This is a genomic window from Psychroflexus sp. MES1-P1E (genome assembly GCF_002836055.1).
GTDB lineage: Bacteria > Bacteroidota > Bacteroidia > Flavobacteriales > Flavobacteriaceae > Psychroflexus.
In genome coordinates this window covers 50,007-75,328 of record NZ_PJBS01000350.1, presented here as the reverse complement: position 1 = coordinate 75,328, position 25,322 = coordinate 50,007, and the positions used below count along the sequence as shown (strand labels likewise).

Sequence of the window (25,322 nt, the reverse complement as noted above, 5' to 3'; positions counted from 1 at the left end):
ATCACCTTAAGTCTTGATAGGGATCCTTCCTGAAATTTTCGTCTTCATCTCCCTCCATGATTTGTAAATAGCTCTTGTATCTAGAATAAGCAATTTTATCTTCTGTTAAATCCTCTTTGACAGCACATTTAGGTTCATCCACATGGATGCAATTATTAAATTTACAGTTGGGCTTAACTTTAAAGAATTCTGGAAAGTAATTGTCCAAAGCATACTTATCAATATCCACAACTCCAAAACCTCTAATGCCTGGTGTATCGATAATCTGTCCACCAAAATGAAGTTCATGCATTTCTGCAAAGGTGGTCGTATGTTGGCCTTGTTTGTGTTGAAGAGATATTTGTGAAGTCTTAATGTTAAGACCGGGCTCAATTGCGTTGACCAAAGTAGATTTACCAACTCCACTATGCCCAGCAAAAACACTGACGTTATCTTTCATAAGTGCCTTTACTTGATCAATATTTTCTCCAGTTTCAGCAGAAATACCAATACACGTATACCCTATTTTCCTGTAGAGTTCAGCTAAATATTTCATCTCTGCAAACTCTTCTACAGAATAATCATCCACTTTATTAAATAAGAGTACTATAGGAATATGATAGGCTTCTGCCGTGACCAAAAAACGATCTATAAACGTCGTGCTTGTTGGAGGGTTATTGTAAGTCACTAATAAAAAAGCCAGATCGATATTAGCCGCAATGATATGAGTTTGCTTAGATAAGTTAACTGACTTACGGATGATATAATTCTTTCTGTCATAAATCTCTTTGATGATTCCTATAGTTTCATCACCTTTAGTTTCGGTATCGATTTCCACATGATCTCCAACAGCTACAGGATTTGTGCTCTTAATATCTTTAAGCCTGAACTTACCTTTGATTCTGGAATTATAAATCTTTCCATCATCAGCTTTTAACAAATACCAACTTCCCGTCGATTTGTAGACAACCGCTCTCATAAACTAATTTTTGTATTGGATTCACTTGATATCACTGGCTTATGATTTTATGTTGATGTGCAATCGATTCTTCATGCATAGCTTTAGTTAGGCGCTCTACAAAACCTTTAGACAAGTCTTTGTTTTCTCCTTCAATAGACAAGCGGTGTAAGACTTTATTCCAACGTTTAGGCTGAAGAATAGCTACATTATTTTCCTTTTTAAGTTCTCCAATCTCGTCAGCAACCTGCATTCTCTTCCCCAAGAAATCTATAAGTTGATTATCGATAATATCAATCTTAGACCTCAGCACATCCAACTTTTTTTTGAATTCTTCTGCGCCCTCCTTATTCCTGATACGCAAATCAATAGTCATTTGCTTTAGGAAATCTGGGGTAATTTGTTGCGCGGCATCACTCCATGCTTTGTCTGGAGTATGATGTGTTTCCACAATCATTCCGTCGTAATTGAGATTTAAAGCAGTTTGACAAATATCAAACACTAAGTTCCTATCACCTCCAATATGAGAAGGATCCACAAGCAAAGGCAAATCTGGGAACTGATTTTGTAAATCGATAGCAATCTGCCACTCTGGATTATTTCTGTATTTTATTTTCTCATAGGTAGAAAATCCTCTATGGATCACACCTAGGTTCTTAATATTCGCGTTGTATAAACGTTCCACTCCACCTAGCCAAAGGGCCAGATCAGGATTTACAGGATTTTTAACCAAAACAATTTTATTTGTACCTTCTAGTGCCTCTGCAATTTCTTGAACAATAAATGGACTCACCGTACTTCTAGCGCCAATCCATAGAACATCTACATCTGCTTCTAAAGCGAGATCTACATGTGTTTTATTGGCGACTTCAGTAGCAATCATCAGCCCTGTTTCTTCCTTTGCTCGTTTCAACCACTTCAGACCTATGGCTCCTACCCCTTCGAAGTTTCCTGGACGTGTTCTAGGCTTCCAAATACCAGCACGCATCACTGTAGCATCAGAATCTTTAAGTTGGTGGGCAATTTCAAGCACCTGTTCTTCAGTTTCTGCACTACAGGGACCTGCTATGACTAAGGGATGGTCTAAGTTCATCTCCGTTAGCCAATTTCTTAGATGTTTTTCATTTTTCATATCTACAAAATTAACTTTTAATGTCAGAATTCAAAGGCTTTTAGCTTGGTATTAATGAATTCAATATTCCTAAAAAAACTGTACAAGTCAATGATTTTTGAACTCATTAAAAGATATAATTTGTATTTTTGATTTAAAACTACCGAATGTCTATTGAAGTCAAATCCATTTCAAAATCCTATAAAGATCAATTTGCTTTAAAAGATATTAATTTCAAAATTCATAAAGGTGAAATTGTAGGCCTACTAGGTCCAAATGGCGCTGGAAAATCTACTTTGATGAAGATTTTAACTGGATTTATAAGCGCTAGTTCTGGTGAAGCTAGTATTAATGGGGTAAAACTAAGTGAAGCAAAAACTGATATTCAACGTCAAATTGGCTATTTACCAGAACACAATCCAATTTACTTAGAAATGTATGTCAAGGAATATCTTCACTTCCATGCGAGGATTTTCAAAAGTAAAAAAGAAAGAATTGAAAAGGTAATAGAACAAACCAAGTTGACCAAAGAAGTTGACAAACGCATCCATGAATTGTCAAAAGGCTATAGACAGCGGGTTGGTCTTGCTGCAGCTTTGCTTCATGATCCTAGTGTTTTAATTCTTGATGAACCTACCACAGGTCTTGACCCCAACCAATTAATAGAAATAAGGGAGTTAATCACTTCCATTAGTAAAGAAAAGACAATTCTTCTTTCTACGCATATCATGCAAGAAGTAGAAGCCATTTGCGATAGGGTCATCATCATAAACAAAGGGCAAATTGTATCAGATAAAAAACTTTCAGACCTTAACGACCCTGAGCAACAGGTCATAGAGGTAGAATTTAATTATAGAATTGAAGAAGTGGCCTTAAAGGAAATTGGCAAGGTGTTTAGCATCAGGAACTTAACGCGGTTCCGATACGAAATAACATTTAATACGCCTTTAGATAAACGACCAGATATCTTTGATTTTGCATACGACAAGGGTTTAAAAATACTCGAACTACACAAGAAAAATAAAAATCTTGAAAGCTTATTTATAGATTTAACTAAAGATAATTAAATGATTTTTGAATAAACCTGAACTAATTAAAGGCCATATTCATCTATAACTTTATCTTGCTTATTTGTTATTTAAACCTATTATGAAGAGAAATCTAAAATCCTATATTACCATTAGCCTAAAAGGCTTAGCAATGGGAGCGGCCGATGTTGTGCCTGGAGTATCTGGCGGAACCATTGCTTTTATTACAGGAATTTATGAAGAACTAGTGACGACCATTGCCAATGTAGACATTTCTCTTTTTAAAACATGGAGACAAAACGGTTTCGCAGCGATGTGGACGCAGCTTAATGGTGGTTTTATTATTGCGCTACTAACTGGTATTTTTATCAGTATATTTACTGTTATGCGATTAACCAACTACTTGTTGGACACCTACCCCATTGTGGTCTGGTCATTTTTTTTCGGCCTAGTAGGTGCCAGCGTTTGGTATGTAGGAAAACAAATTGAAAAATGGAATCCGAAGCTGATCGGCATTACCATTTTAGGCTTTATCGTCGCCTTTGGTATTACTAAACTTACCCCAGCACAAGGCATCGATCATCCGCTTTATTTTCTTATGTGCGGAGCTATAGCTGTCTGCGCCATGATTTTACCTGGAATTTCAGGAGCCTTCATTTTGGTTTTGCTTGGCGGATATAAATCAATTTCAGCAGCGGTATCTGAATTTAATATCCAAGTTATTGGTCTTGTGAGTCTTGGAGCAGTTATTGGATTATTGAGTTTTTCTAGAATTTTAAAATGGTTATTTACGAACTTTAAATCGCTAACCTTATCTGTTCTCACAGGATTTATAGCAGGTTCTCTCAATAAAATTTGGCCCTGGAAAGAAGTTATAAACTCAGAAATCATAAAAGGCAAAGTAGTTATTTTAAAGGAAGTTTCTATTTTACCCACTCAATTTGACGGAGATCCTAAACTAGTGTACGCATGTATAGCTGCTATATTAGGATTTTTATTAATTCTTTTACTTGAAAAAATAGCTAAAAACCAACCCCTTTCAAATGCAGAGCACAAGGACATTTAGCGATAAAATCTTCCTTTTCTTAAAAGGACTTGCTATGGGTGCTGCTAATAAAGTTCCTGGAGTTTCTGGAGGCGTTGTTGCTTTTGTTACTGGTTTTTATGAAGAATTTATTTATTCCCTCCAGAAATTTAATTTCAAGTCTTTTAAGCTTTTATTCAATGCTAGGTTTAAGAGTTTTTTCCAATATATAAACGCTAAATTTTTAGGTATATTGATCTTTGGAATGGTCGTGAGTTATTTCAGCATTTCAAAATTATTGGATTTCTTAATTGAAAGCTACGAATTAAACGTTTGGTCCACCTTCTTTGGTATGATTGTAGGCTCAATTTATTACATCGGTAAAGATTTTAAAATAAGATCAATTAGAACAATTGTTTTTATAACCCTAGGCGTTGTCGCAGGACTGGGCATTAGCTTTTTAAAACCTGCTACAGAAAATGATAATCTCTTATTTGTATTTTTTTGTGGAATTATAAGTGTGTCAGGAATGACCCTTCCGGGTTTATCGGGCTCATTTATACTAATTTTATTAGGCAATTACGTCTTGCTATTGGTAGATTCTGTAAATGCCCTTTACGACACTATGGCTGATGTGGTGAGGCTTGATTTTAGTTTTACACAAGACCCTAAACGAACTAGGCTACTTCAAGTTTTAGGATCGTTTACCGCTGGTTCCTTTTTTGGACTTATTACTCTATCCCACTTATTAAATTACGTTTTGAAATATTATAAGAAAATTGCATTTTCAATTATTATTGGATTTATAACTGGTAGCCTAGGAGTGGTGTGGCCCTGGAAGGAAAAAATTTTTAAAAAAGACCAATTAGGAAATACTATTTTAGATACTAGCGGGGACCCCATTTTAGACAATTATTCTCGCTACTGGCCAGAATTAAGTCAACTTAGTACTTGGGTTGGTTTCTCTTTTATAATAATAGGAATTTTAATAGTTTTGGGCTTAGCCTGGTATGGCAACAGTAAAAATAAAATTAACTATTCATGACAACATACGGACTTTTAGGAAGAAATATTGATTACTCATTTTCAAAAACATTTTTTAATACCAAATTCCATAACGAGGCCATCAGAGCTAAGTATATCAATTTTGATATTGAGCATATCGAAGAAGTTAAACAAATTGCAAGTAACTCTTTGAATTTAGGAGGTCTTAACGTAACTATACCCTACAAAGAAGAGGTAATTCCTTTTCTAGATGGAATAGACCCTCAAGCTGAACAGATTGGTGCTGTAAACACTATTAAAATTGAAAATAAAAGACTGATTGGTTACAATACCGATGTGTTTGGTTTCACAAAATCTATTTTTAATTTGATTGCTCCTAACCATGAAGCCGCATTAATTTTGGGAACTGGAGGCGCATCCAAAGCAATAAGACATGCTCTGGTTTCTATGGGATATCATATCAATATGGTATCTAGAGAAAAAGATAAAGGTGATTTTACGTATAAAGATCTTACTTCAGAAATTATAAAAAGCCATCAACTTATTGTTAACTGTACACCTCTAGGCACTCATCCAGACGTAAACCAATTCCCACCAATTCCTTACGAATTCATTGACGAATCACATTTGCTTTACGACTTGGTTTATAACCCCTCCCTCACTAGATTTTTAGCTCAAGGAAAAGATAAGGGTGCACAAATTATAAATGGAGAACAAATGCTTATTTCCCAAGCAGAAAAAGCTTGGGAAATCTGGAATCAATAATATATTTAGTAGTATTTTTTATATTTATACCTAGCTGCAAACCCTATTAAAACCCAAGATACTAGTGCTATAATGATAAATTGATAACTGATAATTTGATCGCCACTAGCATAAGAATGTAATCCTGAAAGGTAAAAGTTCACTCCAAAGTAAGTCATTAATATAGATCCAAAAGCGATAACTGCAGCCCAATTGAAAGCAAATAGCCCTCTCAAACCTGGAACCAATCGCATGTGGATCACAAAAGCATATACAAAAATACTGATTAAAGCCCAAGTCTCTTTTGGATCCCAGCCCCAATACCTTCCCCAACTTTCATTGGCCCATTGGCCACCTAGAAAATTTCCTATAGTAAGCATAATCAATCCAACTGTTAAAGCTAATTCATTAATAATGGTAAGCTCCTGAATGTTTAATTTCATCTTTTTAAAGTTGGACTTATTGGTCGCTATTATTAAAATAAGAGACACCAAACCTATGATAGCACCCAAAGCAAAAGGACCATAACTTCCTACAATAACGGCCACGTGGATCATTAGCCAATAGGAATCTAAAACTGGCTGTAGATTTCCAATACTTGGGTCTAACCAATTCCAATGAGCTACCATCAAAATAATAGAAGTTACAAAAGCTGTAGAACCCATGGTCAAATCGCTTTTCCGTCCAAAGGCTAAACCAAAAAACATAGTGGCCCAAGCGACGTAAATCATACTCTCGTAAGCATTACTCCAAGGAGCATGTCCAGAAATATACCATCTAGCACCAAGGCCAGCCGTATGCACTATAAAAAGTAACACCAATAAAACTTTACTTATGTTTATAGTGATTTTATTGAGTTTGTTTTCCTTGAAAATTCTCAAAATCACAAAGACGATCATAATTAAACTCGCATACAGATAAAGCTGAAACAAGAGATTGAAAATATCTATTTTATTATACAGGATTTCAGCTTTTACCTTTCCCTGAGCTGGCATCACTTCTTCACCGTATTTAATTTGAAAAGATTTTAAACTCAAAAGCAGTTCGTCAGACTGCTCATAGTCCCCTGTTTGTCGTGCGCTTCTAAGGGACTGCATGTAGAGAGGGAGAATTTGTTTTGTGTATAAAGTATCTACACCAGCAAAATATTTCTCATCGTCCAATTCTGAATAAGAAACCCATTTATTATTAGAATGTTCTGGGATAGGAAAAATTCTAAATTGTTTTCCTTGTAAAGTATTATAGATCAAGTTCACCTTTTCATCGACGGTGATGAAGTCTTTTTGGAACTGATTTGGCACTGCAGCTTTGAATGCCGCATCTAAATACTCACCTAATTTATATTGACCATCCATCCTGAAAAAGTCTGTCAAAGAGACATATTTTTTATTTTCTTGAACTCCTAAAACATGGTGTAGACTATCATTTTTTGTTTTTATAGAAATCAAGGGGGCAGAATACCAAATCGCAGGATTTTCGATCATGGATAGCAGAACTTGGTCGCTATTCAAATCGTTATAATTGTCTTTTTTACCCAACTTTCTAAGCAATTCTGAAGAATAAGTATTGATCGGTTTCATTCGACCTCCAAAATCTTGAATAACCAATTCTCCAAATTTGGCGGCGTGGTCTTTATCGACCGTATTGGCTTTAATCAATTTTATAACTTTTTCATAATCCACTTCTTGAATCATGTTGGGGTCATGATTGGATGTTGTTGTTAGGGTATCCTGTAACTTATTAGAGTCTTCTACAACGTTTCCATTTTGAGTCTGAGCAAAGCCACTTAATCCCAAAAACAGAATTAGTATGCCTGCTAATCTTTCTTTTTTTAGCTTGATTTTGTCCAGTTTCTTCCTCAAGTCTCCAAACCTAGACCCTCTATCAAACATAATAGCCATCATTCCTAGATAGAGCAAAAAATAACCTATATATGTAATCCAAGTTCCCCACCAATCGTTATTGACAGATAAAATAGTTCCTCCTTCATCTGGATCAAAAGACGATTGAAAAAAACGATATCCTTGGTGGTCTAGAACATGATTCATGTAAATATCAAAAGGATATGAATCACTTCCATCAACAACCTCTACTTTACTCTTAAAAGAAGCATAACTTGGCTGACGTCTATCTTCAGTACCTGGATGTTTTTTAGCTATAAAATCATTGAGTTTTAGGGCGAAAGGCAGTTCAATGTTTTTACTTCCATAGCTCAAATACACATCATGATCTCCTACATTCACCTTTTTCATATCCATCTGAAAGCCTTTACCGCCAAGCAAACCAATTTTTTCAGTTTTTCCATTGGCAGTAATTTGCATGAAAATTCCGTCCGGATCATTATTATTCACAATTTCTTTTTGGACTAAATCATAACGCCCTTTGATAGCTGGATCTGGAATCACAAATTGCATGCCTCCAAGATTATATAAAGAGCGCATCTGTAAATCTTGAATTGAATCTTGGACCAATTGCCCGCGTTCTTGGTCTGCCATACGCATCCAATCTCCATCAAAAGGGGAGTCTATAGTAAATCCACCCTCATTGCTACCTAAGATGTTAATGGCACCGTCTGTTTGTTTATTAAAAGCAAACAAGATATTATGAATATTGGCTACTTCTCCTGTTTCCAGATAATGATCATGCCTTTCTCCCTCTCCAGATTCTACGATTTTAAGAAAATAAACCCCTTCCTCATCCTCAATTATACCTTCTTCTGCACCTTCGATAAATTCTAAAAACTCAATTTGAACAGAATTGCCATTATAATCTGTAGTTATTTTTTTACCCTCTGTAATACCAGGGCCTAAACTAATTTTAAAATCTTCCTTTTTTCTCAAGGGCTCTCCTTCAATTTCTCCATCGATAAATGTGGATAAATATGTTTTTTCAGACAGCATTGTATTCGCAACCTCCCCCTCTCGGATAGGCATTATACCTTCTTCACCTAAATATCGTGTGACCCAGGCCCCAACAAGAATCAAAATAAAAGACAAATGAAGAAGAAGAGTGGTAAGTTTCTTTTTATGAAATAATTTAAATCTAAATATATTTCCGACGAAATTGATAACAAAAAAAACCATGATTATTTCAAACCACCATGCATCGTAAATCCACTCTCTTGCTGTAATGGTGGTATAGGAATTTTCAACAAAAGTTCCTACAGCCATAGACACTGCATATACAATAAACAAGACGGCCATCAGTCTTGTGGAAAACAATATACTTTTTATTTTTTTCTCTAACATAGTTGTAAAATAATAGTTACAAATATAAGTAATATGAGAGGATTTATTAATCTCTCTATCGCTTACGAACGTTGAAGTTGTGTTAATTAAACTTCTAAAAAAATTACTGCATCGACTTCCTAAAAAAACTAAAGAATTATCAATTATAATTGTAAATATGTGCTTATTATACAAATCGTTAATAAATGAGAGATAAATTTTAAAACAGATAAAATTTCACTTTCAAAAATGAACATTACATTTGCACCTAAGAATTTTAAGATGTTTCAATGTATTCAATAGTTATTTTGGGGAGTGGTAATGTGGCAACTCATATGTTTCAAGCCTTTCAATCCTCCAAAACTTGTGCAGTTATTCAGGTTTATAACCATAATAAGAGTTCCCTTTTAAAGTTTGAAAACTCAGTTTCTATTACAACTGATATTTCTGCCTTAGAGCCTGCAGATCTTTATCTCATTTGCCTTAAAGATGATGTCATAGAATCTATTGCTAAGCAAATTAAAGCTAAGACTGGAATTATTGCACATACCTCAGGAAATCAAAGCCTGTTAACGTCGCCTAAAAATTCAGGCGTTTTCTATCCGCTTCAGACCTTTTCGAAGACGTCTGAACTAGACTATTCTACAATTCCATTTTGCCTTGAAGCTAATTCAGAAGAAAATTTATCACTTTTGAAATCTATCGCCTTAAGCATTTCTCAACACCAGTATGAAATTAGTACTGCACAAAGGCAAACCTTACATTTGGCGGCTGTGTTTGTCTGTAATTTCACAAATCATCTGTATGCGATTGGGGAGGATATCTGTCTACAAGAAAATATACCATTTGATATTTTAAAGGCTTTGATTAAAGAAACTTCAGATAAAGTTCAATCTCAATCGCCATCTGAAATGCAAACAGGGCCAGCTGTAAGAAATGATGAAAAAACGATAACTAACCATTTGAAACAATTAAATTCAAAAGATTACAAAGCAATATATAACCTAATGACAAACTCTATATTACAAAAGCATGACAAACTATAAAGAATTACTTAACCACATCACCACCTTTGCCTTTGATGTTGATGGTGTTTTTACCAATGGCACTCTTCAGATTTCTTCTTCTGGAGAACTCCTTAGAACTATGAATGTAAAAGATGGTTTTGTTATAAAAGAAGCCTTAAAAGCAGGATACGAGATTATTATAATTTCTGGTGGAACCAATGAAATGGTAAAGACTAGGCTTAAAGATTTGGGTATAACCAACATTCACCTAGGAGTTGCAGATAAAGTGGAATGCCTAAATGAATTTCTAGAGGTGTATAATATCAAACCAGAAGCGGTGGCCTATATGGGAGACGATATACCGGACATATATCCTATGAAAATGGTAGGTTTACCAACTTGTCCTCAGGATGCAGTTCCAGAAATAAAAGCAGTCTCTGCCTATATCTCTCATAAAAATGGCGGTGACGGATGTGTCAGAGATCTCATTGAGCAGGTGATGAAGGCTCAAGGGAAATGGAAATTTTAGATCTAGTCTAGTAAAATTAGTTATGGCCTTTCTCAATCTCGTACGCTGGAAAAATTTAGCCATACTTGTTTTTATGGCTATAATGATAAGATTTGCCCTACTGCCTGGTTTTGGCCAAAACCCAAGCATTGGTCTTTCTTACTATTTACTTCTAATTTTATCTATCGTCTGCATTGCAGCGGCAGGAAATGTTATCAATGCTATTTTTAATGTGACCACAGATAGCATCAATAGGCCCAATAAGCTTATCATCGATCAAGTTATAAAACGAAGAATAGCTTTTAAACTCTATTTTGGACTCAATGTCTTGGGACTTTTCACGATACTGTTTATACTCCTCTCGAATCCTTCCGAAAGCTTGTGGATTGTTTTTAGCATTTGTGTTTTGTCACCAATAGCCCTTGCTATTTACTCTATTTGGTTAAAAAAAGTAGCGCTTCTCGGAAATATCCTCATCAGCATACTCGTGGGAGCTAGTTTTTTATGCTTTGGAATAGCTCTAGTAGATAGTGGCCAAAACCCGGTGGTGTACTTTACTATTCTAGCTTATGCTCTTAGTGCCTTTAGCTTAAATTTGAGCAGAGAATTGATAAAGGATGTAGAAGATCTAAGAGGTGATTATTACTGCAAGATGAAAACTTTACCTATTTTGATAGGTAAAAAAAGATCTAACCACATGATTTTTGGACTTCTAACCTTTACTATTTTAACACTTCTTACGATTCTGCTGAATTACTTTTTATCACTCAACATTTTTATATTTTATGTATTTGCATTTGTTCTTATTCCTCTCATCCTTATCTCTAAACAAATTCTGAAAGCCAAAAATCAAAAGGATTACACCAGCATTAGTTTCCATTTGAAACTCGTATTTTTGATTGGTATTTCTTCTATGTTCACATTTTTAAACCTATGATTTTAGAAAATTTAAAACAAAAACGTATAATTTTAGCGTCAGGATCCCCAAGGCGACAGGAAATCTTGACCTCTATAGGTTTGAATTTTGAGGTAGAATTACGGTCAGTTGATGAAGTATTTAGCGAAACCTTACAACATCATGAGATCAGTGATTATTTAGCTCAGTTGAAAGCAGATCAATTTCAAGATTTAAAACCAGACGATATAGTCATTACTGGAGATACCATTGTTTGGCACCAAGACAAGGCGCTGAATAAACCTCAAAACAGAAATGAAGCCATCGAAATGCTGAGTTCCCTCTCCGGCTCAACTCATGAGGTAATTTCTTCGGTTTGTATAAAAACCCAAGACAAAACTGAAACTCTTTATGATTCTACAGAAGTTACCTTTAAGGCTCTTTCAAAAGATGAAATCTCGTACTATATCGACACCTATTCGCCTTATGATAAGGCAGGAGCCTATGGCATCCAAGAATGGATAGGTCAGATTGGTATTTTAGAAATAAAAGGCTCGTTTTATACCGTTATGGGATTTCCAATTCATTTAGTATATTCTAGATTATCGAACTTAAAATAATAATCATGAGAACTCTACCGCTGCTGCTGCTTCTTATCTTACTGATAAGCTGTCAAACTAAGACTGAAAATATCTCCATTAATGACAATTTTGAAAAAAGAAATCTATCTACTGAATTCAAATCGTATTGGTATGATGGGAATGCTGAATTGACCAGTTATGATTTGGAATTTTATAGATATGGTGAAAAGCGACAAGGTAAAGCCATGCTTATATTTGTGACCGAAGACTTTTTAAGTGAAGCACAGGTTAAAGCCAATTCCAAATCGGAAACTACACGTTCCGTCATGAAGCTTAATTCCACAAAAAAATTCAACACGGGGATTTATCCTTACAGCATAATGCAAAGTGCTTTTTTTCCACTTGGTGAACAGAGACCTCTTTTAAAGTTAACGTCTAGCGTTCAAGAATGGTGCGGGCACTCTTATGCTCAATTAAATCACAGAAATGACTTTCAATTAGAAACACATTCCTATTTTGAAGAGGAAGCAGATTCAACATTTACAGTAAAGCCCGTCTTATCAGAAAATCAAATTTGGATTCAACTCAGAATAGCTCCAAAGAAGTTGAAGCTTGGAAAACAGAATATCTTTCCAGACTTTTCCTTTTTACAGCTCAATCATGAAACATTTAAAACGTATTCCGCGTCCATAGAACAAAAAGAAGACGATTACCTTACTACAACCCTAAGGTATAATGAATTAGGAAGGGTTTTGAAAATCTATCAAGAAAAGTCTTTTCCATTTGAAATTGAAAAGTGGGAAGAGATGGAGATTCAAGGAAAGGATACATTGATTTCTAAGGCCAAAAAATTGAAAACTTTAAAGACAAAATACTGGCAAAAAAACTCAGACAAATATCTACATTTACGGGATAGTTTAAGTCTATAAGTTATGCTTGAAACCCTTTTTTTTCAATATGAGTCCCAAATCATCTGGACTGCTATAGTTGTATTTCTTATTTTATTATTAAGGTTTACCTTAAAGCAATCTGCAAAGCGAATCGCAAAACGAGATGAACTCAATTTTGTAAGAACTCGACTTATTTTTAAATACATTAATGTATTGGTATTTTTTATAGCTGTTTTCGGGCTTTTACTTATCTGGGGAGTAGAGATAAGAGAACTTGCGCTCGTTTTTTCTTCTGTGTTTGCTGTGTTAGGTCTTGCCCTTTTTGCAATTTGGTCTGTGTTGAGCAACATAACTTCTGGTATTATTATGTTTTTTTCTTTTCCATACAAATTAGGGGATAAAATTAAAATCCACGATAAAGACTTTCCCATTGAAGGGATCATAGAAGATATAAAAGCCTTTCAACTTCACTTGCGTACAGATGAAGACGAACTGGTTACCTATCCCAATAATTTAATCCTACAAAAACCGGTAACCCTGCTTAAGAAAGATGCCCTTCTGGACAAGCCTGACTACGGAGATCGTTAAAAAAATTTGAATCCACCGCAAAATGATATTTAGGTATTTATATTTGGTGAAAATTAAGGCTATGACAAAAACATTATTATGCAGTATTTTTCTATTTTTAAATGCAGTATGCTATAGTCAAACCCCACAAAAGCTAGCCTCTTCAGAAATATACCAACAGATAAAATCACTCAATTTTCTAGGCAATGTTTTGTATATCGCCGCTCATCCGGATGATGAAAACACAAGCTTAATTACTTATTTTTCTAAGGAGCGTTATGCCAAAACTACCTATCTATCGCTCACTCGTGGTGATGGAGGCCAGAATTTGATGGGTTCTGAGCTTGGTGAAAAGTTGGGTATGATTCGCACACAAGAATTACTGAAAGCGAGAACTATAGATGGAGGACAACAGTGGTTCTCTAGAGCTATCGATTTCGGCTATTCAAAAACGCCAGAAGAAACTTTAAACATCTGGGATAAAGAAAAAATACTTTCTGATGTCGTATGGGCTATAAGAACACATCGACCAGATATCATTATCAACCGTTTTAATCATAGGACTTCTGGAGGCACTCATGGTCACCATACCTCATCTGCTATCCTTAGTACTGAAGCATTCGATCTTGCTGGTCAAAGCAATAAATTCACTTCTCAATTAAGACTCGTTGAACCTTGGTCCCCAAAAAGAGCTTTCTTTAATACCTCTTGGTGGTTCTATGGAAGTCAGGAAGCATTCGACAAAGCCGATAAAACTAATTTTATTGAACTGGAAATCAATGCTTTTTATCCTCTAGAAGGTTTATCCAATAATGAAATTTCTGCTTTAAGTAGAAGTCAGCACAAATCTCAAGGCTTTGGAAATACTGGGTCTAGAGGTGAAAAGACGGAATACATTGAATTAATAAAAGGTGAAAAACTTACAGGAAATGATCCTTTTCATGGAATCGATACGTCTTGGAATCGCATTCCAAAAGGAAAAGCTATCGGGGATATTCTATATAAGGTTGAAGAAGATTTTGACTTTAAAAAACCCTGGAAGGTTATTCCTCAATTGCTAGAGGCAGAACAACTTATCCATTCTATTGAGGATGAATTTTGGAAATCTCAAAAAAGCAAGCGTATTCAATCTGTCATCCAAGCTTGCTTAGGTCTTTTCGTAGAAGTCCAAAGTGGAATAGCCTATGCCAATCCCGGTGATGATATACATATTGAAATGGAACTCATAAACAGAAGTCCAGTTGATATTCAATTAAAATATGTTTCACTCGGAGGAAAACCTATCAACGTTAAGCAAACTGTGCTCAAAAACAATAATGACGTCAGATTTTCGACAGTGTTCAACTTGAGTTCAAAAGAAAATTACACCACACCTTATTGGCTAAAGGAAAAAGCAGAATTAGGTATTTATAAGGTTAAGAATAGGGCTCTCATAGGTTTACCAGAATCGCCAAGACCTATTCAATTTACATTCAATTTTGAGATTGAAGGAAAATTCTTTACTCTTAAAAAACCTCTGATTTACAAGTACAACGATCCGGTGAAAGGAGAGGTGTATCAGAATTTTGAAATCCTACCTGAAGCCTCTTTAGATTTTGATAAGTCAGTGTATGTTTTCAAAAATTCCGAAACCAAAATCATTCAAGTCAACGTCAAAGCCTTTAAAGAATCGGTTGTTGGACAACTCAAATTAAATCTTCCAAATAAATGGAAAATCTCGCCCAACTCCCATGAGGTTAGTTTAAACACTAAAGGTGAAAGCAAAAGCTTCAGTTTTGAAATTACTCCTTCGTCAATTTCTGAAGCAATGATTTCTCCTGAATTAAAGCTCTCTAAAACCATCTTAAATAAATCAGTTACCACCATAGAATACGATCATATTGGGGCACATAACCTTATTGAAGAGGCCTCCGCAAAACTGGTGAATCTAGATATCAAACTTAGCCAAAAACGCATAGCTTATATTTCTGGGGCAGGTTCTAGTGTAGCTTCCAACTTAAAAGATTTGGGCTTTTACGTAAAAGAATTTTCACCTACTGATCTTACTCAAGAAAATCTTAAAGATTTTGACGTCATCATCATGGGCATAAGAGCTTACAATATCCATGAATCCTTGGCCTACAAGCAATCCTTTATATTTGAATTTGTGCAAAATGGAGGGACTATAATTGTTCAATACAACACCAATAGAGGTTTAAAAACAGATGAGATTGCCCCTTTCCCTATGCATATGTCCCGGGATCGAGTGACCGAAGAAACAGCTGAAGTTAGATTTCTAAAACCCAAGCATAGGGTTTTGAATATCCCCAACAAAATCGACAAGTCAGATTTTGAAGGTTGGGTACAAGAGCGAGGACTTTATTTTCCTGATCAATGGTCGGAAAAATTAACCCCCATCCTCTCCATGAATGATAGGAACGAAACCCCAAAAGAGGGGAGTATTCTTGTGGGTAAGTATGGGAAAGGTCATTATATTTATACGGGTTTAAGTTTCTTTAGAGAATTACCCGCGGGTGTTCCAGGGGCTTATAAGCTGCTCTCGAACTTAATTTCCATAGAATAGAATGTCAAAATCGTCTCAAAAATACGTTTGGAAAACCGCCTATACTTGGGTTTTGATTTTAAATGCTATATATATTCTAGGATTTTATGTATTCATGAATTGGTTTCAAAATTAAAGTCATGGAAGTTTTAGATTTTATTATTTTGTTTGGAACCCTTGCTTTTATTGTTATTTATGGCAGCGTAAAGTCCCGGAAAAATGCAAACGTTAACGATTTCATTAGAGGTGGTAATAAATCGGAATGGTGGACTGTTGGGTTGTCTGTGATGGCAACACAAGCAAGTGCAATAACTTTTTTGTCTACACCCGGACAAGCCTTTCATGATGGAATGGGCTTTGTTCAGTTTTATTTCGGTTTGCCTATTGCTATCCTTATTATTTGCATGGTCTTTCTCCCGATTTACCACCATCTTAAAGTATATACAGCTTATGAATATCTGGAGTCTCGCTTCGACTTAAAAACGAGAACTCTCACAGCAAGTTTGTTTTTAATACAACGAAGTTTAGCTGCAGGTATAACTATATACGCGCCTTCTATTATACTTTCAGCTGTTTTAGGATGGAATTTATTATATCTCAATATCATTATTGGTATACTCGTGATCATCTATACCGTTACAGGAGGAACCCAAGCTGTAAATGTGACTCAAAAGCAACAAATGGCTGTTATCTTCATTGGTATGATCATCGCTTTTATAATGATTTTTTCTTTTTTACCAGAAGATATCACTTTCAATAAAGCCATGAAAATTGCTGGAGCTAACAACAAGTTAGATGTACTTGACTTTTCATTTAGCTTTGATAATCGATACACATTTTGGAGTGGAATTATTGGTGGCACTTTCTTAGCTCTTTCTTATTTTGGAACAGACCAAAGTCAAGTCCAGCGTTATCTCTCTGGGAGGAGTCTAAGGGAAAGCCAGATGGGACTTATCTTCAATGGTATTTTAAAAGTGCCATTACAGTTTTTTATCTTATTGATTGGCGTGATGGTATTTGTGTTTTACCAATTCAATTACTCCCCGATCAACTTTAACCCAGCAGGAAAAATTGCAGTTGCAGAGTCCGAATATGCCTCTGAATTTGAAACCTTAGAAACGCAACTTAAATCTGTTCAGGATAAAAAGAAGAGCTTGGCCAATCAGTTTTCTATAGACGTTTCAGAAATCGAAAGTCAAAACCTACAGAGTAAATTAAAAAATCTCAACACTCAAGAAATTAGTCTTAGAGATGATGCGAAAACCATAATATCTAAAGTGGATAATAAAATTGAAACCAACGACAAAGATTATGTTTTCATTCACTTTATCCTCAATAATTTACCAAAAGGCTTGGTGGGATTGCTTCTTGCAGTGATCCTATCAGCAGCAATGTCTTCAACAGCATCAGAATTGAATGCTTTAGCTTCCACAACGACAATTGATTTGTATAGAAGAAATAAAACTCCTGAAATGAGTGAAAGGCATTACTTATATTCTACAAAGTGGTTTACACTTGGTTGGGGAATCTTTGCTATTATAGTCGCGTGCACTGCCAATCTATTTGACAACTTGATCCAACTTGTTAATATTATAGGCTCCATCTTTTATGGCAATGTATTGGGTATATTCTTGCTTGCCTTTTTCATAACCTATGTGAAGAGCAGAGCTGTCTTTATCGCTGCCCTCATCACTCAAATTATCGTTATTTATGGCTATTTTGAAGACTGGATGCCCTATTTATGGCTGAATTTATTTGGTTGTGGATTGGTCGTTATGATTGCTATTCTCTTACAAACGCTCACAAAAAAACCGACTCAAAACATTGAATCGGTTTAAATATAATTTGATAACGGATTCTATTTAGCGTTCCATTCTTTTAAAGAATCTTCATTCATCTTGATATAATCCGCATTCCCAGCTTTTTTAGCACCTTCCAAAGAGGCTTTAGCGGTTACTATAGCTTTATCTTTTTTGCCATTGGCAGCATAGATCAATGACTGCTGTCTTAGCATCCAAAATGGTTTAACCTCTACCATAACCATTCCCTTTTCCATCCACTCTTCTGCTTTATTCATATCCTTACCAGCATTGAGGTAATATATGGCAGAATCAAAATAATCGCTAGCAGATGGACCACTCATTATAGCAGTTACACTTTCCATAACAAGATCATCTGTTGGGAAACTTATTGGTACTTCAACCATTGTCTTTTCCCAAGACATCTGAAGATGTGCTTTATCCATCTGTAATGCTCCTAAATCGATACTTAAAGTTTCAACCATATGGTTTAGTGATTTTACAGGGACATTTACCATAGCAGCTACAGCATCTTCATTCCATGTTTTTGGCAAGCCCCAATTATCGGTGTCTTCATAAAAAAAGACATCCCAACTCTCTTTTTTAGGAGTACTGTAGACCGCATAACTTCCAGCTTCTAAAGCTTGTTCACCAATTTTTACTTCGGTAGAAAAAGTGATGATTGTATTTTCATTGGCCCCTGTTCTCCATCGCTTATTGAAAGGAACAAGATTTCCAAACACAGCTCTTTCATTTGCAGAAGGTCTAGAGTAAGCAATTGATACTTCGGACAAACCAACCATTTGGGTTGTGTTCGAATTCGGACTTGGTTGTGGAGCCTCCAATTGGGCAAAAATGGACATGGAGAACGTGAGCACTAAGGCTGTTAAAAATGTTTTCATAGTGTTTTTATCTTTTAATTTTTGATTTAACAATTAAATTTAAAGATAATGAAATATATGTCCTAGAAATTATTTGTCTTACTAAAATACTTGAACAGAAATCCTACTACAAATCCTTATCTTTGAAAAAATTAAAAAAATGGATTTGCAACTTATTCCTAAACTTAAACATACCAACTCCTCCAACTTTTTCTTATTAGCTGGACCTTGTGCTATAGAAAGTGAAGATATGGCTATGAGAATTGCCGAACGCATCTTGGAAATTACTGATAAACTAGAAATCCCTTTTGTATTCAAAGGCTCTTTTAAGAAAGCAAATCGAAGTAGAATAGATAGCTTTACAGGAATAGGGGATGAAAAAGCCCTAGAAATCCTCAAAAAAGTAAGTGAAAAGTTTGACGTACCGACGGTCACAGATATTCATAAAGAAAGTGACGCTGCTATGGCAGCAAAGTATGTAGACATTTTACAAATTCCTGCTTTCCTTGTGCGTCAAACCGATTTACTAGTTGCGGCTGCAGAAACGGGTAAAGTCATCAATCTTAAAAAAGGACAATTTATGAGTCCTGAAAGTATGCAGCATGCAACACAAAAGATAAAGGATTCTGGCAATGATAAAGTGATGATTACAGATCGTGGAACCATGTTTGGGTACCAAGACTTAATTGTAGATTTTAGAGGTATTCCAACAATGCGGCGTTATGCTTCAACAGTTTTAGATGTTACCCATTCTTTACAACAACCCAACCAATCTTCTGGAATTACTGGAGGAAGGCCTGAAATGATTGAAACTATTGCTAGAGCTGGAATAGTAAATAATGTAGATGGACTGTTCATTGAAACTCACTTTAATCCAAGCGAAGCTAAAAGTGATGGCGCCAATATGCTCAACATAGATTTGCTAGAAGGGATTCTAACACGGTTGGTTAAAATAAGACAAACTATTAACCACTTTTAATCGTTGGAGTCCTCGTTTAGATCCACCATATCATCCAGAGCGGAATTGACTTCACTCTCGGTTTTGGTCAAAACTGTTTTGCAATACTTCATCAACTCCGAGGCTCGTTCTACCTTTTTGGTAAGTTCGTCTACCGACACTGAGTCATTTTCGATCTTGGAAACTATAGTTTTTAGTTCACTTAAAGCAGTTTCGTAGTCTTTAATTTTTTCCATTGAGTTTTGTTTTTATCACTTTACTTTCAGCATAACCGTCTGCAAACATGGTCTTTAGTTGATCCCCAGTTTTTAAATCAGAAGCGGATTTTATAATCTTATCGTTAACTAAATTCAATGTATATCCGCGTTTAAGAATTTGTTCTGGTGATAATAATTTTAGATTGGAGGATAAATAATTCAGAGTGTTGTGATTATTTACCAACACGTCTGAGGTTTCCCTCTTTAAGGTATTTGAAAGCCGTTTTAATTGTTGATTTTCAGTTTGAAAACCTTGTTTAGTCATAAATTTAAGTTGAAAACTCAACTGAGTTAAACTGTCAAACCGACTTCTTACATAAGAAGGTAGTGTAGATTTGATTCGTTGTCGCTGTTGTTTCAGCATAAAGTCATGCCGTTGTAAAAGCGTGTCGACTTGAGATTTAAATTTTTGGTGCAAAGCCTTTAATTCAAACTGTTCTTCCTTCAGCTTATACTTTACTAATCTATTGAAATCTGAATGAAGCATATTCAGCTCCTCAAGGCAATCCATAAATCTATCGATAAAAAAATAAGCGACATCTGTTGGAGTGATTTTATTGGTATAGGTTACCATTTCGACTAGAGTTTCATTGGTGGAATGACCAATCCCAGAAATAACTGGCAAGGGGAATCTTGCCACTTTAGAGGCTAAAATAAAACTATCATAACAACTTAAACCTACATCCCCGCCTCCACCTCTTATAATTGTGACTGCATCAAATTCAGATGTTCTTGTTTTGATAAGCTCTAATGCTTCAGAAATAGAAGTGATGGCTTTATCACCTTGAAGCAAAGCAGGAAAAAGCTCTAACTCAAATTTGAACCCGTATTTGTTATGTGAAATAATATTTAAAAAGTCTTGATAACCTTTGCTGGTTTCCACAGAAATAATGGCAATACGCTTTGGAACTTTTGGAAAAGTAAGAGTCTTATTTAGATCAAACAAGCTCTCAGTTTTTAAACGCTTAAGGCTTTCTAGCTTTTCTTTGGCCATCTCACCTAAGGTAAAACTAGCATCAATATCTACAATATTCAAAGAAAACCCATAATTGGGATGATAAGTAACTTTAGCTAAGATCATAACCGTCATCCCCTCAGACAAGGGTTTTCTGGTTACGTCTTCAAATTGTTTTGAAATAATCTTAAAAGTGTCCGACCATATAATAGCTCGCATTTGAGCCAATACTTGTCCGTTCTGTTTTTCGACTAAGTCTGGATAACAATGTCCGCTTTTAGTATATACGTTTAACTTAGCAATCTCGGTTTTAATCCAGTATGGCTTGTGGTAATGCGTAGAAATCATCCGTTGTAAGCTCTTACCAATATCTAGTAAAGTAAATACAGATGTTGCAGGTGAGTTTGACATTGAATTCTTATAAATAACGCTCTTTAATAATATGGATATGATGCTTTTGATGACCACATAAAATAAAAGGCAAAACTCTTACAGAAAATGGACCTCCACTGGCTTGACCAATATTGGTTAGCATCTCATTTTCAAAACTTTTAAATAGATATATACTAGATATCCTCAAAGCCTGGAATTCTTCCAGTAAATCTTCTAAAGTTCTATGATTAGAAAAACAATGTTCCGCATAGTCGTTTTCATCATAACCTGGCAACTCTGTAAAGTCCTTTCTTGCAAACCTCAAAGCCCTGTTCATGAAAATACGCTCGGTATCGATGAGATGCTGAAGAATCTGCTTTGGCGTCCACTTATTGGGTGCATATCTAAAACCTAATTTGTTCTTTGGGAGAGTATTGAAAAAATTAATTAACTCTTCTTTTTGGTCCAAAGCTTCTAATAGGGTGGTCTCTAAAGGAACACGTTGAAGATACAAGTCGTAATATGGTTTATACTCTGTTTGATAAATTTCTGCTTTTGTAACTTCCATATTATTCAACTCGTTTTACAAATTGGCCAGCTCTTCTTTGCTTTTCTTCTCTTAATAAAGCTAATTCACGACCGGTCTGACCTCGAACAGAAGAATTTTCTTGAGCTCTTCTTATCAAATAGGGAATCACATCTTTAATAGGACCAAATGGTAGGAGCTTAATTGCATTGGAATTTATTCTACCAATGTTGAAACTGATATGGTCGCTCATCCCATACAATTGTCCAAACCAAATTCTGTCATCTGAAAGTGAAATATCTTTTTGGCTCATTAACTGTAATGCCATATAAGTACTCACCTCATTATGAGTTCCTATAAATTGCGAAATTTGATCTATATTGTCTATACAATAACACATCACTGCATTAAAGTTAACATCGGTAGCTTCTTTATCCTCACAGATAGGGGTTAGATAGCCTTTTCTCTTGGCCCTCGCATTCTCTTTTTCCATATATGCACCTCGAACTGTTTTAAACCCCAATTTAAAACCATCCCTTTGAGCTCTTTCATGTATAGCCTTTGCGTAAGACAATCTGTCCCAACGGTAGCATTGCAGGGTATTGAATATGATTGCTTTTTCCTTATTGAATTTTCTCATCATATCCTCAGCAAGATTATCTGCTGCGTCCTGCATCCATGTATCTTCTGCATCGATAAGAAGTTTAGTGTCATTATCGTAAGCAGCTTGGCAAACCTTTTCAAACCTAAATTTTATACTGTCCCATTCTTGTTGTTCTTCATCTGAAAGAACGTCGTTGGCAGTGACTTTTTCCCATATTGCAAAACGTCCTAAACTCGTCGGTTTTGCTACAGCAAAAGGAATTTCTTTTGACTTAGAGGCGTATTCTATAATCTCTATTTTTGTATTTGCAGCTTTATCAAATTCCTCTTCGGTTTCCTTGCCTTCTACAGAATAATCCAAAACACTATACACATTTTCTGCATACATTTTTTTCACAAGTGGCATGCATTCATCTTGGCTTTCACCTCCGCAAAATTGCTCGAAAATAGTAGCTCTCACCAAACTATCGATAGGTAGTTTTAAGTCTAGAGCTAAATTGGTTGCTCTTGTAGAAATCGGAACAAAAAAAGGAATGTTCATCATAGTAAAGAGAAACAGGGAACGCTTCAAGTCTTTATCTGATTTTAAGACAAAGGCGTGTTTGGTATCGTTAAATATTTTAGTATCGATCATATTGAAAAATTGTATTCAAATATAGGAATTGATGTAGTATTTTCGCTGTAGCAACTTAGCTATTTCAAGAATCTTAACAAAGCTTTTTAATGATGAATACGATAGAGCTAGAAAACTATACCATAGCATTTCAAGAACAGGCATATACTGAACTCAATTTACTGATAAACACCAAATCTTATTCTTCCATTTATATTTTGGTCGACACCAATACTCAGGAGAAATGCTCTAAATTTCTTTCAGAAAAAATTGAAGCAGACGTCAGAATTGAATGGATCGAAATTGAACCTGGGGAAGAATTCAAAACTATTTCAACTTGTTCGGAAATCTGGAAAACCTTATCTGAAACTGGAGCTGATAGAAAATCACTTTTGATAAATCTCGGAGGTGGAATTGTGACAGATATCGGTGGGTTTGTAGCCTCTAGTTTTAAGAGAGGGATTGACTTTGTACATATTCCTACAACTCTACTCGGCATGGTAGATGCCGCCATAGGGGGAAAGAATGGTGTAAACCTTGATAGTTTAAAAAATCAAATCGGACTTATACGTCCACCTCAACTGGTTGTTGTAGATGTTGGTTATCTCTCTACTTTATCTTCCGAAGAAATGAGGAGTGGGTTAGCAGAAATGCTTAAACACGGCTTAATTGCAAATGAAGATTATTTAAATAGCTTTAAAGATTTATCTCAATTTCAAGTAGACAAATTGCCTGAGTTGATTAGAGATTCTATCCGAATCAAAACCAAAATAGCCGAAGAAGATCCCTTTGAAAATGGATTGAGAATGGCCTTAAATTTCGGACATACCCTAGGGCATGCTATAGAATCCTATCAGATGGAATCGCCCTCTAAAACAAAACTACTTCACGGAGAAGCTGTGGCCATAGGAATGATTTTAGCCTTAAAGCTGTCTGCAGATATATTACAGTTTTCAGAAAAAAAATGCGACAAGGCAAGTCAACTTATCAGCCAATATTTTAAACCAGTCACTTTCACTTCAGAGGATGTGTCCAATGTAAAGACTTATCTTAAACATGATAAGAAAAATTCTAGTGGCAATATCAACTTTGTTTTATTAGAAAAAATAGGTCAGCCAAAACTAAATTGCAGGGTGAGAGATGATCAAATAAATAAGGCCTTTGCGTATTACAAAGACCTTTAGTAAATTTTAAACTCACTTATAAACTCACTATTAAATTTTATTTATAAGTGAGTTTAAATGTTAGTTAGCCACTGCCTCTTTTTCATTTTCAAGTATTCCTTCTAGGCTACCCAAGTAACGTTCAGCATCTAAAGCAGCCATGCATCCTGTTCCTGCCGCTGTAACTGCTTGTCTATATTCTTTATCTTGAGAATCACCACATGCAAACACGCCAGGATAATTCGTTTTAGTAGATTTTGGTTTTGTGATAATATAACCTACCTCATCCATATCTAAATAGCCTTTAAACATGTCTGTGTTAGGTTTATGTCCGATAGCTATAAACAAACCAGTGATTTTTATTTCTTCTTTTGCACCCGTTTTATTATTGAGAATTCTTAAGCCTTCTACAACCTGTTCTCCAAGTACCTCATCGATTTCAGAGTAGTATCTAAGATCGATGTTTTTTGCTTTTTCAACACGATGCTGCATAGCTTTAGAAGCTTTCATATCCCCTTTCCTTACCAACATGGTGACTTTAGTACAAATATTAGATAAGTATGTTGCTTCTTCACAAGCGGTATCTCCACCACCTACAATCGCAACATCTTGTCCTTTATAGAAGAAACCATCACAAACCGCACAAGCAGAAACTCCTCCACCTCTTAATCGCTGTTCACTTGGTATTCCTAAATATTTAGCTGAGGCACCAGTCGAAATAAGGACAGTTTCCGCTTCAACCCATGTTTTATTATCGACCTGAGCTTTATGAATACCCCCTACTTTATCAGATAGTTCTACCTTGGTTACCATTCCTATGCGAACATCAGTTCCAAAACGCTCGGCTTGTTGCTGTAACTCTACCATCATTCTTGGACCATCAATTCCTTGAGGATAACCGGGGAAGTTATCAACTTCTGTAGTGGTTGTCAATTGCCCTCCAGGCTCCATTCCTGTGTAAACTACTGGGTTCATATCTGCTCTTGCAGCATAAATCGCAGCTGTGTAACCGGCAGGACCTGAACCTACGATTAAACATTTTATACGTTCTATAGTATCTGACATAGTTTCTAATTTTTTACAAAGGTAACAAGTTTTTAGGTTTTCTAGGACTTCAAAAATTTGTTCT

The 25,322-nt window shown here is 35.4% G+C and carries 23 protein-coding genes; 14 read left to right on the top strand and 9 right to left on the bottom strand.

Annotated features, from left to right (window positions below; genetic code table 11):
- Position 1 precedes the first annotated feature (1 nt).
- Both rsgA and CXF67_RS17320 read right to left on the bottom strand, forming a co-directional pair.
- Positions 2–958, bottom strand: coding sequence for a ribosome small subunit-dependent GTPase A (gene rsgA, locus CXF67_RS17325; RefSeq protein WP_102089894.1), 957 nt, complete (start codon positions 956–958; stop codon positions 2–4).
- Positions 959–989: 31 nt separating this feature from the next.
- Complete coding sequence (locus CXF67_RS17320; protein WP_102089893.1) at positions 990–2,069, bottom strand: bifunctional 3-deoxy-7-phosphoheptulonate synthase/chorismate mutase type II; 1,080 nt, start codon at positions 2,067–2,069, stop codon at positions 990–992.
- Positions 2,070–2,215: 146 nt separating this feature from the next.
- Between CXF67_RS17320 and gldA the strand changes: the two genes are divergently transcribed.
- The 4 genes from gldA (at position 2,216) to CXF67_RS17300 (ending at position 5,870) form a co-directional block, all read left to right on the top strand.
- Entirely contained in the window at positions 2,216–3,115 is a 900-nt protein-coding gene (gene gldA, locus CXF67_RS17315; protein ID WP_102089892.1) for a gliding motility-associated ABC transporter ATP-binding subunit GldA, read from the top strand.
- Positions 3,116–3,197: 82 nt separating this feature from the next.
- A complete protein-coding gene (locus CXF67_RS17310; RefSeq protein WP_102089891.1) occupies positions 3,198–4,142 on the top strand; it encodes a DUF368 domain-containing protein in 945 nt (314 codons plus the stop codon).
- A complete protein-coding gene (locus CXF67_RS17305; RefSeq protein ID WP_102089890.1) occupies positions 4,120–5,145 on the top strand; it encodes a DUF368 domain-containing protein in 1,026 nt (341 codons plus the stop codon). Before CXF67_RS17310 ends, CXF67_RS17305 begins: the two co-directional genes overlap by 23 nt.
- Complete coding sequence (locus CXF67_RS17300; RefSeq protein ID WP_102089889.1) at positions 5,142–5,870, top strand: shikimate dehydrogenase family protein; 729 nt, start codon at positions 5,142–5,144, stop codon at positions 5,868–5,870. Before CXF67_RS17305 ends, CXF67_RS17300 begins: the two co-directional genes overlap by 4 nt.
- Before the next feature lie 5 nt (positions 5,871–5,875).
- Here the strand turns inward: CXF67_RS17300 and ccsA are convergent, their stop codons facing one another.
- Positions 5,876–9,097: a cytochrome c biogenesis protein gene (ccsA, locus tag CXF67_RS17295; protein WP_257984743.1), complete on the bottom strand. Its 3,222-nt coding sequence runs from the start codon at positions 9,095–9,097 to the stop codon at positions 5,876–5,878.
- Positions 9,098–9,366: 269 nt separating this feature from the next.
- Here ccsA and CXF67_RS17290 point away from each other — a divergent pair, with 269 nt between their 5' ends.
- The 8 genes from CXF67_RS17290 (at position 9,367) to CXF67_RS17255 (ending at position 17,904) form a co-directional block, all read left to right on the top strand.
- Positions 9,367–10,122, top strand: coding sequence for a Rossmann-like and DUF2520 domain-containing protein (locus CXF67_RS17290; protein WP_102089888.1), 756 nt, complete (start codon positions 9,367–9,369; stop codon positions 10,120–10,122).
- Entirely contained in the window at positions 10,109–10,612 is a 504-nt protein-coding gene (locus tag CXF67_RS17285) for a KdsC family phosphatase (protein WP_102089887.1), read from the top strand. The genes CXF67_RS17290 and CXF67_RS17285 overlap by 14 nt, the downstream gene beginning before the upstream one ends.
- A 22-nt stretch (positions 10,613–10,634) precedes the next feature.
- Positions 10,635–11,528, top strand: coding sequence for a geranylgeranylglycerol-phosphate geranylgeranyltransferase (locus CXF67_RS17280; protein WP_102089886.1), 894 nt, complete (start codon positions 10,635–10,637; stop codon positions 11,526–11,528).
- Positions 11,525–12,106 carry a Maf family nucleotide pyrophosphatase gene (locus CXF67_RS17275; protein WP_102089885.1) on the top strand — a complete coding sequence of 194 codons (582 nt, stop codon included), beginning with the start codon at positions 11,525–11,527 and terminating at the stop codon, positions 12,104–12,106. Before CXF67_RS17280 ends, CXF67_RS17275 begins: the two co-directional genes overlap by 4 nt.
- 5 nt (positions 12,107–12,111) lie before the next feature.
- Positions 12,112–12,996, top strand: coding sequence for a septum formation inhibitor Maf (locus tag CXF67_RS17270; RefSeq protein WP_102089884.1), 885 nt, complete (start codon positions 12,112–12,114; stop codon positions 12,994–12,996).
- 3 nt (positions 12,997–12,999) lie between these two features.
- Positions 13,000–13,545, top strand: coding sequence for a mechanosensitive ion channel domain-containing protein (locus CXF67_RS17265; protein ID WP_102089883.1), 546 nt, complete (start codon positions 13,000–13,002; stop codon positions 13,543–13,545).
- A gap of 61 nt (positions 13,546–13,606) precedes the next feature.
- Positions 13,607–16,087 (top strand): PIG-L family deacetylase, encoded by a 2,481-nt coding sequence (locus CXF67_RS17260; protein WP_102089915.1) that lies wholly within the window; start codon positions 13,607–13,609, stop codon positions 16,085–16,087.
- Positions 16,088–16,206: 119 nt separating this feature from the next.
- Complete coding sequence (locus CXF67_RS17255; protein WP_102089882.1) at positions 16,207–17,904, top strand: sodium:solute symporter family protein; 1,698 nt, start codon at positions 16,207–16,209, stop codon at positions 17,902–17,904.
- A 20-nt stretch (positions 17,905–17,924) separates the two neighbouring features.
- Here the strand turns inward: CXF67_RS17255 and CXF67_RS17250 are convergent, their stop codons facing one another.
- On the bottom strand, positions 17,925–18,767 hold the full coding sequence (locus CXF67_RS17250; protein WP_102089914.1) for a DUF2911 domain-containing protein: 843 nt from the start codon (positions 18,765–18,767) through the stop codon (positions 17,925–17,927).
- A gap of 139 nt (positions 18,768–18,906) precedes the next feature.
- Between CXF67_RS17250 and kdsA the strand changes: the two genes are divergently transcribed.
- Positions 18,907–19,725 carry a 3-deoxy-8-phosphooctulonate synthase gene (gene kdsA / locus CXF67_RS17245; RefSeq protein ID WP_102089881.1) on the top strand — a complete coding sequence of 273 codons (819 nt, stop codon included), beginning with the start codon at positions 18,907–18,909 and terminating at the stop codon, positions 19,723–19,725.
- On the opposite strand, the gene xseB is transcribed toward kdsA, so the two are convergent.
- From xseB to CXF67_RS17225, 4 genes are read right to left on the bottom strand one after another with little or no spacing between them, the layout of a single operon-like run.
- The gene (xseB, locus tag CXF67_RS17240; protein ID WP_102089880.1) at positions 19,722–19,940 is read right to left on the bottom strand and encodes an exodeoxyribonuclease VII small subunit; all 219 of its coding nucleotides are present in this window, start codon (positions 19,938–19,940) and stop codon (positions 19,722–19,724) included. The two genes, kdsA and xseB, sit on opposite strands and share 4 nt — an antisense overlap.
- Complete coding sequence (gene xseA / locus CXF67_RS17235; protein ID WP_102089879.1) at positions 19,927–21,327, bottom strand: exodeoxyribonuclease VII large subunit; 1,401 nt, start codon at positions 21,325–21,327, stop codon at positions 19,927–19,929. Before xseA ends, xseB begins: the two co-directional genes overlap by 14 nt.
- A 7-nt stretch (positions 21,328–21,334) precedes the next feature.
- Entirely contained in the window at positions 21,335–21,856 is a 522-nt protein-coding gene (locus tag CXF67_RS17230) for a DinB family protein (RefSeq protein WP_102089878.1), read from the bottom strand.
- 1 nt (position 21,857) lies between these two features.
- Entirely contained in the window at positions 21,858–23,051 is a 1,194-nt protein-coding gene (locus CXF67_RS17225; RefSeq protein ID WP_102089877.1) for a proline dehydrogenase family protein, read from the bottom strand.
- A 92-nt stretch (positions 23,052–23,143) separates the two neighbouring features.
- Between CXF67_RS17225 and aroB the strand changes: the two genes are divergently transcribed.
- Positions 23,144–24,214 (top strand): 3-dehydroquinate synthase, encoded by a 1,071-nt coding sequence (aroB, locus tag CXF67_RS17220; RefSeq protein ID WP_102089876.1) that lies wholly within the window; start codon positions 23,144–23,146, stop codon positions 24,212–24,214.
- 60 nt (positions 24,215–24,274) lie between these two features.
- Here the strand turns inward: aroB and trxB are convergent, their stop codons facing one another.
- Positions 24,275–25,258 (bottom strand): thioredoxin-disulfide reductase, encoded by a 984-nt coding sequence (gene trxB, locus CXF67_RS17215; RefSeq protein ID WP_102089875.1) that lies wholly within the window; start codon positions 25,256–25,258, stop codon positions 24,275–24,277.
- Positions 25,259–25,322 lie beyond the last annotated feature (64 nt).

Excerpts from the sequence above, each read along its gene's own strand:
- CXF67_RS17260 (WP_102089915.1), top strand. The coding sequence starts at position 13,607 with ATGACAAAAACATTATTATGCAGTATTTTTCTATTTTTAAATGCAGTA.
- gldA (WP_102089892.1), top strand. The coding sequence starts at position 2,216 with ATGTCTATTGAAGTCAAATCCATTTCAAAATCCTATAAAGATCAATTT.
- CXF67_RS17275 (WP_102089885.1), top strand. The coding sequence starts at position 11,525 with ATGATTTTAGAAAATTTAAAACAAAAACGTATAATTTTAGCGTCAGGA.
- CXF67_RS17280 (WP_102089886.1), top strand. The coding sequence starts at position 10,635 with ATGGCCTTTCTCAATCTCGTACGCTGGAAAAATTTAGCCATACTTGTT.
- aroB (WP_102089876.1), top strand. The coding sequence starts at position 23,144 with ATGAATACGATAGAGCTAGAAAACTATACCATAGCATTTCAAGAACAG.
- CXF67_RS17225 (WP_102089877.1), bottom strand. The coding sequence starts at position 23,051 with ATGATCGATACTAAAATATTTAACGATACCAAACACGCCTTTGTCTTA.
- xseA (WP_102089879.1), bottom strand. The coding sequence starts at position 21,327 with ATGTCAAACTCACCTGCAACATCTGTATTTACTTTACTAGATATTGGT.
- CXF67_RS17290 (WP_102089888.1), top strand. The coding sequence starts at position 9,367 with ATGTATTCAATAGTTATTTTGGGGAGTGGTAATGTGGCAACTCATATG.
- CXF67_RS17230 (WP_102089878.1), bottom strand. The coding sequence starts at position 21,856 with ATGGAAGTTACAAAAGCAGAAATTTATCAAACAGAGTATAAACCATAT.
- rsgA (WP_102089894.1), bottom strand. The coding sequence starts at position 958 with ATGAGAGCGGTTGTCTACAAATCGACGGGAAGTTGGTATTTGTTAAAA.
- kdsA (WP_102089881.1), top strand. The coding sequence starts at position 18,907 with ATGGATTTGCAACTTATTCCTAAACTTAAACATACCAACTCCTCCAAC.
- CXF67_RS17250 (WP_102089914.1), bottom strand. The coding sequence starts at position 18,767 with ATGAAAACATTTTTAACAGCCTTAGTGCTCACGTTCTCCATGTCCATT.
- CXF67_RS17270 (WP_102089884.1), top strand. The coding sequence starts at position 12,112 with ATGAGAACTCTACCGCTGCTGCTGCTTCTTATCTTACTGATAAGCTGT.
- trxB (WP_102089875.1), bottom strand. The coding sequence starts at position 25,258 with ATGTCAGATACTATAGAACGTATAAAATGTTTAATCGTAGGTTCAGGT.
- xseB (WP_102089880.1), bottom strand. The coding sequence starts at position 19,940 with ATGGAAAAAATTAAAGACTACGAAACTGCTTTAAGTGAACTAAAAACT.
- CXF67_RS17310 (WP_102089891.1), top strand. The coding sequence starts at position 3,198 with ATGAAGAGAAATCTAAAATCCTATATTACCATTAGCCTAAAAGGCTTA.
- ccsA (WP_257984743.1), bottom strand. The coding sequence starts at position 9,097 with ATGTTAGAGAAAAAAATAAAAAGTATATTGTTTTCCACAAGACTGATG.
- CXF67_RS17305 (WP_102089890.1), top strand. The coding sequence starts at position 4,120 with ATGCAGAGCACAAGGACATTTAGCGATAAAATCTTCCTTTTCTTAAAA.
- CXF67_RS17300 (WP_102089889.1), top strand. The coding sequence starts at position 5,142 with ATGACAACATACGGACTTTTAGGAAGAAATATTGATTACTCATTTTCA.
- CXF67_RS17265 (WP_102089883.1), top strand. The coding sequence starts at position 13,000 with ATGCTTGAAACCCTTTTTTTTCAATATGAGTCCCAAATCATCTGGACT.
- CXF67_RS17255 (WP_102089882.1), top strand. The coding sequence starts at position 16,207 with ATGGAAGTTTTAGATTTTATTATTTTGTTTGGAACCCTTGCTTTTATT.
- CXF67_RS17320 (WP_102089893.1), bottom strand. The coding sequence starts at position 2,069 with ATGAAAAATGAAAAACATCTAAGAAATTGGCTAACGGAGATGAACTTA.
- CXF67_RS17285 (WP_102089887.1), top strand. The coding sequence starts at position 10,109 with ATGACAAACTATAAAGAATTACTTAACCACATCACCACCTTTGCCTTT.